The sequence below is a fragment of the Arthrobacter crystallopoietes BAB-32 genome, from assembly GCF_000328305.2.
GTDB classification, from domain to species: domain Bacteria; phylum Actinomycetota; class Actinomycetes; order Actinomycetales; family Micrococcaceae; genus Crystallibacter; species Crystallibacter crystallopoietes_A.
In genome coordinates this window covers 1-15,518 of sequence record NZ_ANPE02000221.1, presented here as the reverse complement: position 1 = coordinate 15,518, position 15,518 = coordinate 1, and the positions used below count along the sequence as shown (strand labels likewise).

Annotated in this window: 13 protein-coding genes; 5 read left to right on the top strand and 8 right to left on the bottom strand. The window is 69.6% G+C overall.

The annotated features are described in order from the left end of the window. Window positions 1-10: 10 nt before the first annotated feature. Both D477_RS17160 and D477_RS17155 read left to right on the top strand, forming a co-directional pair. Entirely contained in the window at window positions 11-406 is a 396-nt protein-coding gene (locus D477_RS17160; protein WP_005272585.1) for a TraR/DksA family transcriptional regulator, read from the top strand. 66 nt (window positions 407-472) lie between these two features. Then, window positions 473-1,132 carry an IclR family transcriptional regulator gene (locus tag D477_RS17155; RefSeq protein WP_043847480.1) on the top strand — a complete coding sequence of 220 codons (660 nt, stop codon included), beginning with the start codon at window positions 473-475 and terminating at the stop codon, window positions 1,130-1,132. A 51-nt stretch (window positions 1,133-1,183) separates the two neighbouring features. Here D477_RS17155 and D477_RS17150 read toward each other — a convergent pair whose 3' ends face one another. The 6 genes from D477_RS17150 to D477_RS17125 form a co-directional block, all read right to left on the bottom strand. After that, complete coding sequence (locus tag D477_RS17150) at window positions 1,184-1,462, bottom strand: hypothetical protein (RefSeq protein ID WP_005272581.1); 279 nt, start codon at window positions 1,460-1,462, stop codon at window positions 1,184-1,186. Window positions 1,463-1,600: 138 nt separating this feature from the next. Then, window positions 1,601-3,112: an APC family permease gene (locus tag D477_RS17145; protein ID WP_005272579.1), complete on the bottom strand. Its 1,512-nt coding sequence runs from the start codon at window positions 3,110-3,112 to the stop codon at window positions 1,601-1,603. 14 nt (window positions 3,113-3,126) lie between these two features. Further along, window positions 3,127-4,170 carry an agmatine deiminase family protein gene (locus D477_RS17140; protein ID WP_005272577.1) on the bottom strand — a complete coding sequence of 348 codons (1,044 nt, stop codon included), beginning with the start codon at window positions 4,168-4,170 and terminating at the stop codon, window positions 3,127-3,129. A gap of 2 nt (window positions 4,171-4,172) precedes the next feature. Beyond that, window positions 4,173-5,168: a nitrilase-related carbon-nitrogen hydrolase gene (locus D477_RS17135; protein WP_005272575.1), complete on the bottom strand. Its 996-nt coding sequence runs from the start codon at window positions 5,166-5,168 to the stop codon at window positions 4,173-4,175. Window positions 5,169-5,603: 435 nt separating this feature from the next. Then, entirely contained in the window at window positions 5,604-7,061 is a 1,458-nt protein-coding gene (locus D477_RS17130) for an NAD(P)/FAD-dependent oxidoreductase (RefSeq protein ID WP_005272574.1), read from the bottom strand. Then, window positions 7,058-8,773 carry an amidohydrolase gene (locus D477_RS17125; protein ID WP_005272572.1) on the bottom strand — a complete coding sequence of 572 codons (1,716 nt, stop codon included), beginning with the start codon at window positions 8,771-8,773 and terminating at the stop codon, window positions 7,058-7,060. The genes D477_RS17130 and D477_RS17125 overlap by 4 nt, the downstream gene beginning before the upstream one ends. A 200-nt stretch (window positions 8,774-8,973) precedes the next feature. Here D477_RS17125 and D477_RS17120 point away from each other — a divergent pair, with 200 nt between their 5' ends. Together D477_RS17120 and D477_RS17115 are read left to right on the top strand one after the other, a co-directional pair. Continuing rightward, the gene (locus D477_RS17120) at window positions 8,974-10,179 is read left to right on the top strand and encodes an MFS transporter (protein WP_005272570.1); all 1,206 of its coding nucleotides are present in this window, start codon (window positions 8,974-8,976) and stop codon (window positions 10,177-10,179) included. 29 nt (window positions 10,180-10,208) lie between these two features. Beyond that, on the top strand, window positions 10,209-10,886 hold the full coding sequence (locus D477_RS17115) for a TetR/AcrR family transcriptional regulator C-terminal domain-containing protein (RefSeq protein ID WP_005272568.1): 678 nt from the start codon (window positions 10,209-10,211) through the stop codon (window positions 10,884-10,886). Between the two features lie 415 nt (window positions 10,887-11,301). Here D477_RS17115 and D477_RS17110 read toward each other — a convergent pair whose 3' ends face one another. Both D477_RS17110 and D477_RS17105 read right to left on the bottom strand, forming a co-directional pair. After that, complete coding sequence (locus tag D477_RS17110) at window positions 11,302-12,687, bottom strand: aspartate aminotransferase family protein (protein WP_005272567.1); 1,386 nt, start codon at window positions 12,685-12,687, stop codon at window positions 11,302-11,304. Between the two features lie 17 nt (window positions 12,688-12,704). Continuing rightward, on the bottom strand, window positions 12,705-14,198 hold the full coding sequence (locus D477_RS17105; protein ID WP_005272565.1) for a CoA-acylating methylmalonate-semialdehyde dehydrogenase: 1,494 nt from the start codon (window positions 14,196-14,198) through the stop codon (window positions 12,705-12,707). Window positions 14,199-14,339: 141 nt separating this feature from the next. Here D477_RS17105 and D477_RS17100 point away from each other — a divergent pair. Next, window positions 14,340-15,518: PucR family transcriptional regulator ligand-binding domain-containing protein (locus D477_RS17100; RefSeq protein ID WP_005272562.1), on the top strand; the 1,179-nt coding region annotated here is incomplete at its 3' end.

The window sequence follows — 15,518 nt, the reverse complement described above, 5'->3', positions numbered from 1 at the left end:
AAGGTCCATTGTGGACAAGGCCTTGGACAACGCAGGTGCCGCTTCCGCCGCGCCTGCCAACGAGAAGTTCGGGCGGCTGCTCGACGAGAAGATCGCCGAGGCACGGACCCAGATCGACCGCCTGACCCAGGACATTCGGGAAGCGACGCTCGCCGCCAAAGACACCCCGTCCGACGACGAACATGATCCCGAAGGGTCCACCCTGACCCTCGAGCGTGCCCGCGAAGTCACGCTGCTGGACAGCACCGAGCAGGCGCTGGACGAACTGCTTGCCGCCCGGGCGCGGATCGATGCCGGAAACTACGGACGCTGCGAACACTGCGGCAAGACCATCCCCGACGAGCGGCTCGAGGCCCGGCCGGAGGCCCGCTTCTGCATGGAGCACGCCGGCGGCCGCCGGCACTGAGCGTCCCGGCGGCCCCGGCAGCCCCCGGCGTTCTTCGGCGGCCGGGCGCCGCATTACGCTGATGGCATGAGTTCGCCTGAATCTTCCAACAGCAACCGCATGCTGGCGCGCATTGCCGCGATCCTTGACGCCGTGGAGGGCTCCGCGGCGTCCGCCAGCGAATTGGCCCGTCGGTCCGGCCTGTCGGTCTCGACGGCGCACCGGCTGGCGCTGTCCCTGGTGGAGTACGGGTTCCTGCGCCGGACGCAGGGCGGGGACTTCCAGTTGGGCCACCGGTTCGTGCGCACCGCCCTGGAGAACGCGGCGCTGCCGGTGCTGACCCGATTGCGCGACGAGACGGGAGAGACGGCCCAGCTGTGGCTGCGCCGGGGCGATGACCGGATCTGTGCTCTGAGCGTCGACAGCCAGCAGGAATTGAAGGCGACCCTGCCGGTCGGGGCCCGGGTGGCGCTGCCGGCCGGTTCCAGCGGGGGAATTCTGGCGCGGGTCCCCGAGGCACTGGAGGAACTGGAGCGCCATGGCTGGGTGGAATCCGTCGCGAAACGGACTCCGGGCCTGGGCTCGGTCAGCGTGCCCGTGGAATCCGGCGGACAGCTGATTGCCGCGGTCTGCCTGGCCGTGCCGCTGACCCGCGTCCAGGCCTCGCCCGGCAAGGATTTCGGCGAGCAGGTCCGTGCCGCCGCCGAGCGGATCGGAAGCGAGCTGGACTCCTCCGGCCAGGGCTGACCTGCACCGACCCCGCTTAACGACGCACCGGCGTCGTAATTGGACTTTGGCTCACTCGCCGCTTTCTTCCTCGGTCCAGCCGCGCTGGGCGCGGTCCGCCTCGTCAGAGGCCTCCGGCGGCAGGGGATCGGTGGCGTCCGGGACGTCCGACGGCGCGTAGTCGGCCAGTCCGGCGGCGACGCGCTCCTGTTCGGTGGCCCGCTGCAGATCGTCGTCATCGATGGACTCGGGCATCTTGCCGTGCCCGGTCCGGGTGGAGGTGGGCAGGGCGTCGCCGGTGCGTTCGACAACGTCGTCCAGGTTCGGGTTCTCTTCGCTGGGGGTCGACATGGTCCCTCCTTGGGTTTGGGGATGTGTCCACCCTAGGAGCGCGCACCGGCGGCCGCAATGGGTCGGGACGGAACGACGGCGGGACCTCACCCGAGGTGAGGCCCCGCCGTCGGCCGTTGCTTCCGGTTGCGGGCGTGCCTACTCGGGCAGCTCCAGCGCCGGGCTTTCCTGCTGCAGGGTTTCGCCGCGGAAGTACTCCGGCCGGCGCCGGTACATCCACAGCATGACCAGCAGGCCGAGCGCGATCAGGCCGACGCCGATCACGAACACCAGGCCGATGCCGAACAGCTCCGAGCCGCTGCCGAAGGCCGGGTCCCAGCTGTCCACCGCGGTCTGGACGAAGACGACCACCAGGGCCAGTCCGCCCAGCAGCGGGAAGATGAACCGGAACCACAGATTCCGGGCGCTGGCCAGCGCGGTGCGGCGGAAGTACCAGACGCACGCCAGCGCGGTCAGCCCATAGTAGAAGCAGATCATCAGGCCCAGCGCCATGATCGTGTCGTTGAGGACGTTGTCGCTGACGAAGCGCATCAGCGTGTAGAAGCCGGCGGAGACGGCGCCGGCCACCACCGTGGCGAAGACCGGGGACTTGAACCGCGGGCTGACCTTGCCGAAGCTTTCCGGCAGCGCCTTGTAGTAGCCCATCGCCAGCAGGCTGCGCGCCGGCGAGATCATGGTGGACTGCAGCGACGAGGCGCAGGAGGACAGCACGGCCAGCGAAAGCAGGATGGCGAACGGGCCCATCACCGGACCGGCGATCGCGGTGAACACGTTCTCCGCGATGTCCGGGTTGTTTAGGCCCAGCCCGGTGTCCCCGGTGCCGGCGAACATCACGGTGGCCACGGAGCCGGCCAGGTAGATCGCCAAAACAACGACGGCGGTCACGGTGGCTGCGGCGCCGGAGGTGCGCCGGCCGTTGGTGGTTTCCTCGTTCACCGTCAGGCAGACGTCCCAGCCCCAGAACGCGAAGATGGACAGCGACAGGCCGAGCGCGAAGGCGGAGAAGGACTCGATGCCGAAGGGGTTGAACCATGCCCAGCTGAAGGCCAGCGGCTCGGTCCCCGGCACGGTGCCGATCCGGCTCAGCGCACCGACGGTGAACCAGGCCAGGACGCCCAGCTGGAAGGCCACCAGGATGTACTGCACGGCCTTGGTGGTCTTCACGCCGCGGCAGGAGACCCAGACGGCCAGCGCCACGAACACCAGGCAGGTCAGCACATTGACCACCTTGTTCGCGGCCAGGTCGGCCAGCGACGCGTCCCCGGTCAGCTGGGCCAGGAAGAGGTAGAAGAAGTCCACCGCCACACCGGCCAGGTTGGAGAGCACGATGATGTTCGCTGCGAGCAGGCCCCAGCCGCCCATCCAGCCGATGAACGGGCCGAACGCCTTGGTCACCCAGGTGAAGGTGGTGCCGCTGTCCGGCGAGTCCGCGTTGAGTTCCCGGTAGCCCAGCGCCACCAGGAACATCGGGATGAACCCGACGATGAAGATCGCCGGCAGGTACGGCCCGATCGCCTGGACGGTCGGCCCGAGCGTGGAGGTGAGCACGTACGCCGGGGCGATGGTGGAGATGCCGATGACGACGACGGCGAGCAGGCCCAGCTGCCCGGCCGCGAGGCCTTTGCCGCCGGGCGGCCTGGTGGTGCTCATGGTTGGAGTGTGGCTCATGGCCGGGCCTTTCGGAAAGAACGTGGTTGCTGCTGCGTAATGCAGTGGATGCCGCCGCCGCGGGCGAAGAGTTCGCGGGCGTCGACGCCGACGATCCGCCGGCCGGGATAGGCATTGGCGAGGATGGCCAGGGCCTTCTCGTCCGCCGGGTCGTTGAAGGTGCAGGCGATGACGGCGCCGTTGATCACCAGGTGGTTGATGTAGCTGTAGTCGACGAAGCCCTCGTCGTCGCGCAGGGTCTGGGGCGCGGGCACCTCGATGATGTTCCAGTCCCGCCCGGCGGCGTCGGTGGTGCCGGCCAGGCAGGCGATGATCTCCCGGCTGACCTCGTAGTCGGGGTGCTCCGGGTTGTCCTGGCTGTGGACCAGCACGGTGCCGGGGGAGGGGATGGCGGCGACGATGTCCACGTGCCCGCGGGTGCCGAAGCGCTCGGAATCGCGGGTGAGTCCGCGCGGCAGCCAGATGACCTTGGTGGCGCCGAGGGTGCGGGCGAGCTCGGCCTCCACCCCGTCCTTGGTGAGGCCGGGGTTCCGGTGCGGATCCAGCTGCACGGTCTCGGTCACCAGCACGGTGCCTTCGCCGTCCACCTGGATGCCGCCGCCTTCGTTGACCAGGAAGGAGCCGATCCGCTCCGCGCCGGCGAGCCCCGCGATCCGGGCAGCGATCCTCGCATCCTTGTCCCAGCGGGCCCAGTCCTGCTGCCCCCACCCGTTGAAGACCCAGTCCACCGCACCCAGCCGGGCGCCGTCGTCGTTATTGAAGACGAACGTGGGGCCGATGTCCCGCATCCACGCGTCATCCAGCGGCGCCAGTTCAAGTTCGACGGCGGGAGACAGGTAGGTGCGGGCGGTTTCCGCGTCCTTCGGTTCCGCCAGCATGGTCACCGGCTGGAACTCCACGATCGCGTTGGCCACCGCGGCCCAGGTGCTGCGCGCGGCGTGCGCCTCCTCCTCGGTGTCGCCGAGCGTGTAGCCGCCGGGCGGGAAGGCCATCCAGATCCGGCTCTGTTCCGCGGTCTCCGCGGGCATCGTCCAGCCCATCGTCAGGCTCCTGCCGGCGCGGTCTGCGGGGCCGGGGTGCCGAACGGCTCGTCGGCGCGCACCGGTTCGGCCAGGCGGGCGTAGGTTTCCGGCCGGCGGGTGGCCAGGAACGGGAAGAGGGCCAGCCAGTCCTTCCTCTGGTCCAGGTCCAGGTCCGCGACCAGCACGGCGGATTCGTCCCGCGGCGCCTGTACCAGGATGCGGCCGTAGGGGTCTGAGATGAACGAGGAGCCGTAGAAGGTGTTGGTGCCCTCGTTGCCCCAGCGGTTCGGGGCGACCATGAAGAGGCCGTTGGCGATGCCGTTGCCGACGATCACCTGCTGCCACAGCGGCTGGGTATCGAAGTCCGGGTGGTCGGGCTCGGAGCCGATCGCCGTCGGGTAGACCAGCAGTTCGGCGCCGCCGAGCGAGTACAGCCGCGCCAGCTCCGGGAACCACTCGTCCCAGCAGGTCGGCATGCCCAGGCGGGCGCCGCCGAGTTCGGCCGGGGCGTGGACCTGGTAGGCGTCCTCGGCGGCCGGGCCCTGGCGGAAGAACTTGTCCTCGTAGTAGCCGGCGGTGACCGGAATGTGCAGCTTGTGCGTGCGGGCCAGCAGCTCGCCGGCCGGGGAAACCAGGATGGCGGTGTTCAGGCCCAGCTCGTCCTCGGGGCTGTCGGCCCGCTGGTAGAGCGAGGCGTGCACGCACACGTTGTTGGCGCGGGCGGCCTCGGCGGCGAAGGCGAAGGTGGGCCCGGTCAGCAGGTCCTCGGCCAGGTCCGCCGCGCGGCCCGCTGGCAGGGTGTCCGCCGGGTAGCGGGAGAGCGTGAGTTCGGGGAGGAAAACGACGGCGGCGCCCAGTTTGGCGGCGCGGGCGATCCCTTCGTTCAGCTCGGCCTTGAGCTCAGCCGGGTTGGCGTGCCAGCGATGCTGGACCAGGCCAATCCGCAGCGGCGGCCGGCTGCTTGGCTCGGTGCGGGCGAGGGAAGCAGGCGGACCGAGCCGGGTCAGTTCAAGCATGGGAGGTTCTCCAGTGGGGCAGATCACAAATGAACAATATTCATTTATACCGGCATGTGGGCTGCCGCACAAGACTTAAAATGAATCACGTTCTTTTACGCACGTCCGCTGCCTACCCGCCCGGCCCGCCCCACTTGGCCGGCCTCGCGACGCGCCGCAGTCCGTCTGCTGCCGCCACTCGCGGCTCGCTGCAGCGCAGGCCGCCGTTTCGACTCCACGTTTTGGAGCAGCCGCCCGCATCGTCCCAAGTCAGGGCGTTGCCGCCGGGCAAAACGTGGGTAGTTAGGCCTGAAGTTGGGTTCGAACGAGGGAGGGCAGGGGAACACGGGAGGGGAGGGTAGGGGAACACAGGAGGGGAGGGTAGGGCATACGGAGGGAGAGGAACACGGGAGTGGAGGGGGCGCGGAAGGGCCGCCGGCTGGCGCATGGGCCGGGTCAGGAATCGAAGCCCATCCCGACGGCGTCCATCGCCTTGAGCCACGGCCCGCGCCGGCCCTGGTTCCGGTCCGCCCGGATGAGGGCCGCCGTCGTTGTTTTGATGCCCAGCCACGCGAGCGGCTCCGGCGGGAAGGGGAGCGGCTTGCGCCGCACCATGGCCAGCTCGGTCCGTTCGGTGGGTGTGCCGGCCAGCAGGTCCAGCATGACGTTCGCGCCGAAGCGGGTGGCACCGACGCCGAGCCCGGTGTAGCCGGCGGCGAATGCCACCCGGCCGCCATGAGCCGTGCTGAAGAACGGGAAGAAGCGGCTGCAGGTGTCGATCGCCCCGCCCCACTGGTGCGTGAACTTCGCGTCCTCCAGCTGCGGGAAGGTGGCGAAGAAGTGCGCGGCCAGCCGGGTGAACGTCGCCTCGCGCTGCTCGTATTCGGGACGAAGGCGCCGCCCGTAGTGGTAGACCGCGTCGTAGCCGCCGAACAGGATGCGGGTTCCGCCGTCCGGATCCGTGGCCAGGCGGTAGTAGTGGAAGCGGTTGTCCAGGTCCGCCAGCCCCTGCCGGTTGTGCCAGCCGATCGCCCGCAGTTGCTCCGCGCCAAGCGGGCCGGTCATCAGGGCATAGTCGTAGACCGGCACGGTGTGCAGCCGGGTGCGCCTGAGCAGCGAGGGGAACACATTGGTGGCCAGCGCGACCTGTTCGGCGGTGACCGTCCCGCCATCGGTGCGCAGTTCGACGGCGGAGCCTGAGTTCCGCAGGCCCCGCACCGGGGTGTGTTCGAAGATTTCGACGCCGGCAGCCAGGCAGGCGCGCTGCAGTCCCCAGGCCAGCCGGGCCGGGTTGAGCATCGCCGTGCCCTTCCTGTCCCACAGCCCGGCGCGGAAGAGCGGGGAGCCGACCTCCTTGCGCACGGCCTCCTGGTCGAGGAAGACGATATCCGGGTCCTGGCCCTCTTCGTCGCGCAGCCACTGGACCTGGTGCTCAGCGGTCGCCACGGAGAGCGTGCCGGTCCATTCGAAACCGCAGTCGATCCCGTACCGCGCCACGGCGGCGGCGAGCTGCTCCAGGTTTTCCTGGCCGAGCTCGCGCAGCCGGGCCGCCTCCTGCGGCAGGTGCTTCTGCCCGTTGGCATCGCCATGGGTGAGGCTGGCCTCGCAGAAGCCGCCGTTGCGGCCGGAGGCGGCCCAGCCGATGCGGCGGCCCTCCAGCAGCACGACGCGGCGGCCCGGATCGCGTTCCTTGGCCATGAGCGCCGTCCAGAGCCCGGAGTAGCCGCCGCCGACAACCGCCAGGTCCGTGGCGGTGTCCGCAGCCAGGGCCGGCAACGGGTCCGGACGGGCCGGATCGTCGAGCCAGAACGGCTCCGGCCGGGCTCCGGCCAGTGCGGCGGCGGTGCGGCTGCGCGGGATCTGCTGCTCGGCCTGCTCGTAGGCCGTCAGATCCGGACCGCCGGCGCGCTTCACGCCGCCACTTCCGACTGTTGGCGGCTGTGGACCACCCGGCCGTCCACCATGGCCAGATCCGTGCCCACGGTATGCAGTTCCGCCGGGTCGAGCCGGAACGGATCCGTGTCCAGCACCACCAGATCCGCGGCCTTGCCGGGAAGGAGGACACCGCCGTCGTCATGGCGGTTCAGCCACGCGGAGCCGGAGGTGTAGGCGGACAAGGCGGCGGCCAGCCCGATGGCCTCGCCCGGGACCAGCGGCGGCGCGTCCGGGTAGGCGGGGTAGCTGCGGTTGACCGCGACATGGATGGCCTGCCATGGATCCGGCGTGGACACGGGCCAGTCCGAACCCATCGCGAGCCTGGCGCCGGTGGCCAGCAGCGAGCCGAAGGGGTACTGCCATTCGGCCCGCTCGGCCCCGATCAGCGGCACCGTCAGCTCCAGCATCTGGTCGTCGTTGCAGGCCCACAGCGCCTGCGCGTTGGCGGCCACTTCGAGCGCGGCGAAGCGCGGCACGTCGAGCGGGTGGATGATCTGCAGGTGCGCCATGTGGTGCCGGCTCTTCGCGGCGCCGGAGCGCAGGCCGTTGGCCTGCCGGGCGTATTCGACGGCGTCCAGCCCGTCCCGCACGGCGCGGTCGCCGATCACGTGCATGTGCAGGTCGAAGCCGGCGGCATCCAGCGCGGCGGCGGTCCGGTCGAAGACGTCCTTGGGCAGATACAGCAGCCCGCGGCTCTCCTCCGGCTCCGGCGCAGCGGGTGCGCCCAGGCCGTCCGGGTGTTCGCAGCGGCAGGGGCGCAGGTAGGGATCGAGCATCGCGGCCGTACGGTTCTCCGGCACGCCGTCCACCATGATCTTGGCGCTCGTGGTGAGGAAACCCGCCTCACGGTTGGTCCGGCGTCGTTCTTCGAAATCCGCGATGAGCTCGGCAATGTTGTCCGCCGTGGTGGTGCGCGGCACCCAGAGCGCGCCCGTGGCCCGGCCGGTCAGCAGTCCGCGCGCGGCCATGCTGCGGTACACGCTGCTGGCGTCCGGGTAGCCGGCGTAGTTGCCCAGGATGGCCTCCTGCCAGCCGGTCACGCCGACCGAATGCAGATAGCGCTGGGCTTCGAGCAGCCCGGCGCTGAGGTCCTCCTCGGACAGCGGGGGCAGCAGCCGGTTGACCAGGTCCATCGCGCCCTCGTGCAGCGTGCCGGCGGGAAAGCCGTCCGTGTCGCGCTCCATCCAGCCGTCCGCCGGATCGGGCGTCGACGCGTCCACGCCGGCCAGTTCCAGCGCCCGCGTGTTGACCCAGGCGCTGTGGTGGTCCGCGTTGATCAGGTAGACCGGGCGGTCCGGGACCACGGCGTCGAGCAGGTCCCGAGTGGGGTAGCCGTTGGGAAAGTCCGCCTTGTGCCAGCCGCCGCCGGTGATCCAGGCCTTGCCGGTCCCTGCGGCGTAGCTGCCGATACGGGCCAGCACGGCGTCCAGGCCGGACAGCTCCAGCAGATCGCAGCCGAGCCGCTCGACGCCGCCGTACACGGCGTGCACGTGGGCATCGGTGAATCCCGGCGTGAGCAGCCGGCCCCCAAGGTCAACCGTCTCTACGGCACTACCGACGGCGGCACGCACCTCCGCGTCGCTGCCCACCGCGGTGATCCGTCCGTCCGCTACCGCCACGGCCGTTGCCGTGGGATGGAGCTGCAGTCCGTCGAATATCCGGCCGGAGTGGAAGATCCAGTCTGCGCTCACGTTTCCTGCTTTCCTGATGCTGGGGAAGGGGTGTGACTTATCCAACTGACGGCGGGGGAGAATGTCAACAACGTTGACTCCACCTTGACTATGATTTGAATCACATTCATTAGCTGTTGCCGGAACGGGGAGCACTGTGGAATTGTTCAGTCAACGTTGTTGACAATGATGCCCAATCCTTCCCAAGTAAGGAACTTTCGATGCCCGCTCCTGCATCCCTGGCGGCACTAACGCCCAAAGTCGTTATCGGTTTCCTCGGAACCTGGGTTCTGGCGCTGCTCGCGGCCAACCTTGTTCCGGTCCTCATCGGCGCACTCGTTGCCGACCTCGGAATGTCCGTGGCGGCGGCTTCCGCCCTGGCGACAGCCATGTCCCTTGGCACCGCCGCCGGCATCTTCGCCACGAACAAGCTGGTTGCCAAGGGCGACAGGCCCAGGATCGCCCGGATCGGCCTGCTGGCCATGGCGGCTGGATTCGGCCTCGGCGCGTTCACGCTGACCACGGCTCCCGTGGTGGCCGGCGTGGTGCTTGGCGGTATCGGTGCGGGCGTGGTGGTGGCGACGGCGACGGCGGCCTCCTCGGCCACGCGCGATCCGGACAAGACCGTCAATACGGTGATGATCGTCAACCGGCTGGCCGCCGCGGCCCTGCTGGCCATCGTGCCGCTGCTCGGCAGCGACCTGCGGAACATCCTGGTCATCCTCGCAGGACTGGGCCTGGTCGGCCTGCTCTCGGCCAGCGGCCTGCCCAACCTGCCCATTGAAGCCGCGCAGAAGCCGGCCGCCGGCAGGCGCTTCGAGTCCAAGGCCGTCATCCTGGCGCTGGTCTTCGGCCTCTGGAGCATGACCGAAGACCTGGTCTATGCAATCTCCGGCGTGATCGGCATGGAGAGTGCAGGGATGACGCTGGATGGCATCTCCCTCGTGATTTCGCTCAGCGTGGTCGGCGGACTCCTCGGCGCCCTCGCTTCCCCGCTCGCACTGAAACTGCTGGGCCGGTCCCTGGCCATCGTCCTCATCATCACCATCGGCTCCGTGTGCAAGTACGCCGTCCTCACCGCGACGTCGGCCGCCATCCTGTCGGCGGGCATCGTGCTGGCCGGCACGATGTACGGCGCCGTGCTGGCCCTGGTTTTCGGCCTGGCTGCGCGGATGGACGTTACCGGCCGGGTGGGCACGCTGGTCATGGGCGTCTACATCGTCGGCGTCGCCCTGGGACCGGTCATCGGCGGCAATCTGATCGGCGCGGTGAGTGCCCCGGTCCTCGGGCTGGCGATCGGCATCCCGAGCCTCGCCTTCGGCGCCCTGCTCTTCGTCATTTCCCGCCGCAGCGGCGTCGCCGAGCGCGGCGGGGCACTGGCCGAAGCCGCCGAGGGCCACCAGCCCGCCGCCGCTACAGTGGAGTGACGCACCAGGCCAGCAGGAGGAGGGACGTGATGGCAGTGACCGGTAGCAGCACCCAGCGGCAGCGGGCCAAGGGACTCTCCCGCGAGGTCATCGTCGACGCCTGCCTGCAGCTGGCCGATGAAGCGGGCAGCTCCGCCCTGACCTTCCGCCGCATCGGGCAGCTGCTCGGCGCCGATCCCACCGCACTGTACCGGCACTTCAAGGACAAGGACGAACTGCTGCTGGCGCTCGCCGACCGGCTGATCGCCCACGCCTTGGAAGACTTCCAGCCGGGGTCCTCCTGGCGGGACACCATCAGGGAGCTCATCGTCCGCGGCCGGCGCGCCTATCTGGCCCACCCGCAGGTGGCGGCCCTGGCCGCGGTCCGGGTGACCAGGCAGGAATCCGAAATGCGGTTCATCGAGACCATGCTGGCCACGCTCCGCCAGGCCGGCTTCGATCCGGAAGAGGCTGTCCGGATCTACCGGGCCTGCGCCGACTTCATGCTGGCGTGGACCGGTTTCGGGGCTGCCTTGAAGTCGCTGGGCGAAAAGTCCGAGGCGGACAACCGGGCCTGGGCCGAAGCCTACGCGCAGGCGCCGACCGACCGCTTCCCGAACGCTGCCGCGGCCGCCGCAGCCATGCCGGGGATCAGCGACGAAGAGAACTTCGCCTTCGCCCTCGACCTGCTGCTCGACGGCATCGAGGCCCGCCTGCCGCGCGGCTGACCGCCCGTCACCGGACCGGTGGCGGGGTACCGTTCTGGCCGTTGCCGCAGCACCGCGGGCCAGGGTTCTGTCGAACGAAACCATCTCTAAGGTTTCAACAAGCGACGGCAGCCACACTCAGAAGTATGTGATCGCAGTTTGACGGCTTGCCGTACCAGAAGCTTCATCGCTGCTAGGAGCAATAGTGAAAAACCAGCATCGCAGATCGACGGAATCCAATGCCGGCCTTTGGCTTTTCCTCAGTGGAATACTGGTGGTGGCGGTTGGATGTTTCGTGTACTTGTCCTTGGGTTTTTGACCGTTTGGAGCGGTGGAGCCCTCGTCCCTCGCCTTTGAGGCGGGCCCGCTGCTGCAACAAGGGCGGGGCCGGCGGGATCATTCCCGCCGGCCCCGCACTGGTCGATTGGACTGCCCGTCAGCTCTCGACGTGGCGGTCCGTGGCTTCGAGCGCCTCATCCAGGATGGCCAGCCCGGCGCGTGCGTCCTCGGCAGAGATGTTCAGCGGCGGGACCACGTGGATCCGGTTGAAGTTGGCGAACGGCAGCAGCCCGCGGGACTTGCAGGCGGCGATCAGCTCGTTCATCGCCGGGCTGGAGCCGCCGTAGGCTGCCATCGGTTCGCGGGTCTGCTGGTTCTTGACCAGCTCGATCGCCCAGAACGCGCCGACGCCGCGGACCTCGCCGATTGAGGAGTGCTTGGCGGCCAGTTCCGCCAGGCCCGGCCCGAACACCGTCTCGCCCAGGTCTGCGGCATGCTCGACCATCCGCTCCTCGCGCATGGCGTTGATGGTGGCCACGGCGGCCGCGCAGGCCAGCGGATGGCCGGAGTAGGTCAGCCCGCCCGGGTAGGGCCGGTCGGCGAAGGTCGCGTAGATCTCCGGGGAGATCGCGACGCCGCCGAGCGGCACGTAGCCGGAGTTCACGCCCTTGGCGAAGGTCAGCAGGTCCGGCACGACGTCGAAATGGTCGATCGCGAACCACTTGCCGGAGCGGCCGAAGCCGGCCATGACCTCGTCCGCGATGAACATCATCCCGTACTTCGTGGCCAGCTCGCGCACGCCCTGGAGGTAGCCGGGCGGCGGCACCATGATGCCGGCGGTACCCGGGATGGATTCGAGGATGATCGCGGCGAAGCGGTCGGCGCCCTCGAGCTGGATCGTGGTTTCCAGGTGCTCCAGCGCGCGCTGGGTCTCCTCGGCCTCGGTGGCCGCGTGGAACTGCGAGCGGTACAGGAACGGCGCGTGGAAGTGCACCGTGCCGGCGTTGCCGTAGTCGTTGGCGATGCGCCGCGGATCCCCGGTGACGTTGACGGCCAGCGCGGTCCCGCCATGGTAGGACCGGTAGGCCGAGAGCACCTTGTAGCGGCCGGTGTGCAGCCGCGCCATCCGGATCGCGTGCTCCACCGCGTCTGCGCCGCCGTTGGTGAAGAACACCTTGTCCAGCTCGCCCGGGGTCAGCTCCGCGACCAGCCGGGCAGCCTCGGAACGCGCGTCGTTGGCGAACTGCGGCGCGATGGTGCACAGCTTGCCTGCCTGCTCCTGGATCGCCGCGACGACCTTCGGGTGCTGGTGGCCGATGTTGGTGTTGACCAGCTGCGACGAGAAATCCAGCAGGCGGTTGCCCTCGCCGTCCCAGACATAGGAGCCCTCGGCGCGGATGACCGTCATGGGCTTGATCTGCTCCTGGGCGGACCAGGAGTGGAATACATGCTTGCGGTCCAGCTCGTAGGCGCGCCGGCCGGCCTCCAGCTCGGCTTCGCTGACGCCGGAGCCGGCTGCGGTGTGCGCTGCGGTGGTGGTCATGGTGGGTCCTCCTGGTCTCAAGCGTTCTGCGGGAAGCCGAGGTTCAGCCCGCCGTGGCTGGGGTCGAGCCAGCGGGTGGTGACGACCTTGCCGCGCGTGAAGAAGTGCACGCCCTCGGCGCCGTGGGCGTGGCTGTCGCCGAACAGCGAGTTCTTCCAGCCGCCGAAGGAGTAGTACGCCATCGGCACCGGAATCGGCACGTTGATGCCCACCATACCCACCTCGATCTCGTTTTCGAAGCGCCTGGCGGCACCGCCGTCGTTGGTGAAAATGGCCGTGCCGTTGCCGTACGGGTTGGCGTTGATCAAGCCCAGCGCCTCGTCGTAGGTTTCCGTGCGGACCACGGACAGCACCGGGCCGAAGATTTCGTCGGTGTAGATGGACATCTCCGGGGTGACATTGTCGAAGAGGGTCGGGCCCAGGAAGAAGCCGTCGCCCTCGGCGTCCGCCTCCACGTGCCGGCCGTCCAGCACCACCGTGGCGCCGGCCGATTCGCCGGCGGCGATGTAGCCGGCCACCTTGTTCCGGTGCTCGGCGGTGACCAGCGGGCCCATGTCCGTGCCGCGCAGGCCGTCGCCGATCCGCAGCGTCCGGGTGCGCTCGGCGATTTTGGCCACCAGCTCATCGGCGATCCCGCCCACGGCCACCAGCGCGGAGATTGCCATGCAGCGCTCGCCGGCGGAACCGAAGCCTGCGCTCACAGCGGCATCCGCGGCCAGGTCCAGGTCCGCGTCCGGCAGCACGATCATGTGGTTCTTGGCCCCGCCGAGGGCCTGCACGCGCTTCCCGGCCGCCGTGCCCTTCTGGTACACGTACTGCGCGATCGGGGTGGAGCCGACAAACGAGACGGACTTGATGTCGGGGTGGTCCAGCAGGGTGTCGACGGCCTCCTTGTCGCCGTGCACCACGTTGAAGACGCCGTCCGGCAGGCCGGCTTCCTTCCAGAGCTCGGCGATCCAGTTCGCGGCGGTCGGGTCCTTCTCGCTGGGCTTGAGGACCACGGTGTTGCCGGTAGCGATCGCGACCGGGAAGAACCACATCGGCACCATCGCCGGGAAGTTGAACGGGCTGATGATCGCCACCGGGCCCAGCGGCTGGCGGACCGAGTGCACATCCACCTTGGTCGAGGCGTTCTCGGTGTAGCCGCCCTTGAGCAGGTGCGGGATGCCGCAGGCGAATTCGACGACCTCCTGGCCACGGCTGACCTCGCCGAGGGCGTCGTCGAGGACCTTGCCGTGCTCGGCGGTGATGATCGCGGCCAGCTCGCCCTTGCGGGCGTTGAGCAGTTCGCGGAAGTTGAACAGGATCTGGACCCGGCGGGTCAGCGAGGTGTCGCGCCAGGCCGGGAACGTCTCCGCGGCGGCCTGCACAGCCTGATTGACGACGGCGGTGCTCGCCAGCGCGACGCGGGCGGAGACTTTGCCGGTGGCCGGGTTCGTGACGTCGGCGGTGCGCCCGCCGTCGGCGGGGGAGGCGTAGGCGCCGTTGATCCAGTGCTGGACAGTCTGCATGAAGGAACTCCTGCTGGTGCTCGATGGCTCGTGTTGCGGTGCCGGCGCGGCTTGCCCGGTGGACACCATCCTGCCCCCGCGGATCGACCTGCACCATTGGCAACCTGTCAGCAGAACTGGGCTCCGGATTACACTGTGTAAATGATCCTGACGCTCCAGCACATCCTGCAGCTGCCCGTCGTCGCCGCTGGGGAACCGGAGGTCCTGGCCGGCGCGGACCGGCTCGGCGACCCGGTGCGCTGGGTCCATGTGGCGGAACTGAAGAGCCTGTCCGGCCTGCTCGAAGGCGGTGAGCTGGTGCTGACCACCGGCCTGGGCTTCGGCACCTCCGCTCCCGAAGCTGCCCGCTACCTCGGTGAGCTCGCCGCGCTCGGGGCTGCCGGCGTCGTCGTCGAAATCACCGCGGACCGCCCGGAAGCCCAAGCCGCCCTCCGGCAGGCCGCCGCCCGCGCCCAACTGCCCGTGGTGCTCGCCGCCCGGCGAATCCGCTTCGTCGAGGTGACCGAAGTGGTGCACAAGCTGATCGTCGCCGCGCAGCTGGAGCGGGTGGAGAAGGCCCGCGAAGTGCACGAGGTGTTCACCATGCTCAGCCTGGAAAACGCCTCGGCCGAGGAGATCGTCGAGCGCACCGCGCAGCTGACCGGCGCGCCGGTGGTGCTCGAAGACGTCTCGCACCTGGTCATGGCCTTCGACCCGGCCGGCACCGCGCCGGGGGAGCTGCTGCGCGACTGGGAACGACGCTCCCGCGCCGCACACTTCCGCGAGGAGACCGCCCGGACCGGGGACGAGGGCTGGCTGCAGACCCCGGTCGGACTGCGCGGCCAGCGCTGGGGGCGGCTCGTGGTGCCCGCGGACCCCGCCGAGGAAGCGGAAGCGGCCATGGTGCTGGAGCGCGCCGGCCAGGCCCTGACCATCAACCGGATGGCCGAGCGGGACCAGCGCGAACTCGGCCACCAGGCGCAGGCCGGGCTGCTCCATGAACTGCGCCAGCCGCGCTCGCTGGACGAAGCCGAGGCACTCACCCGCGCCGCCGCCCTCGGACTCCGGCCGGCCCCGCTCTATGTCCCCGTGGTGCTGCGGCTGGACCGGCCGTCCGCGGCGGAGCCGATCGCGCTGCAGCGGCGGGAACGGGTGCTGCTGGAACTGGTCAACCAGGTGCTCGCCTCCTCGCGCAATTCCGCCCTGGCCGCCAGACTGCAGACCGGTTCGGTGGCGCTGCTGCTGGCCCTGCCCGCCCGGCAGCTGGAGGACTCCGTGCTGGAGCGCATCTGCGGCGAGCTGGCGGACCAGGCGCCGGCGGGCAGCGAGCCGCTGCGCTGG

What these genes read in the sequence shown, in the direction of transcription:
- D477_RS17105 (WP_005272565.1), bottom strand. Translation starts at nt 14,198, where the DNA reads ATGCAGACTGTCCAGCACTGGATCAACGGCGCCTACGCCTCCCCCGCC.
- D477_RS17150 (WP_005272581.1), bottom strand. Translation starts at nt 1,462, where the DNA reads ATGTCGACCCCCAGCGAAGAGAACCCGAACCTGGACGACGTTGTCGAA.
- D477_RS17115 (WP_005272568.1), top strand. Translation starts at nt 10,209, where the DNA reads ATGGCAGTGACCGGTAGCAGCACCCAGCGGCAGCGGGCCAAGGGACTC.
- D477_RS17110 (WP_005272567.1), bottom strand. Translation starts at nt 12,687, where the DNA reads ATGACCACCACCGCAGCGCACACCGCAGCCGGCTCCGGCGTCAGCGAA.
- D477_RS17120 (WP_005272570.1), top strand. Translation starts at nt 8,974, where the DNA reads ATGCCCGCTCCTGCATCCCTGGCGGCACTAACGCCCAAAGTCGTTATC.
- D477_RS17140 (WP_005272577.1), bottom strand. Translation starts at nt 4,170, where the DNA reads ATGGGCTGGACGATGCCCGCGGAGACCGCGGAACAGAGCCGGATCTGG.
- D477_RS17135 (WP_005272575.1), bottom strand. Translation starts at nt 5,168, where the DNA reads ATGCTTGAACTGACCCGGCTCGGTCCGCCTGCTTCCCTCGCCCGCACC.
- D477_RS17155 (WP_043847480.1), top strand. Translation starts at nt 473, where the DNA reads ATGAGTTCGCCTGAATCTTCCAACAGCAACCGCATGCTGGCGCGCATT.
- D477_RS17145 (WP_005272579.1), bottom strand. Translation starts at nt 3,112, where the DNA reads ATGAGCACCACCAGGCCGCCCGGCGGCAAAGGCCTCGCGGCCGGGCAG.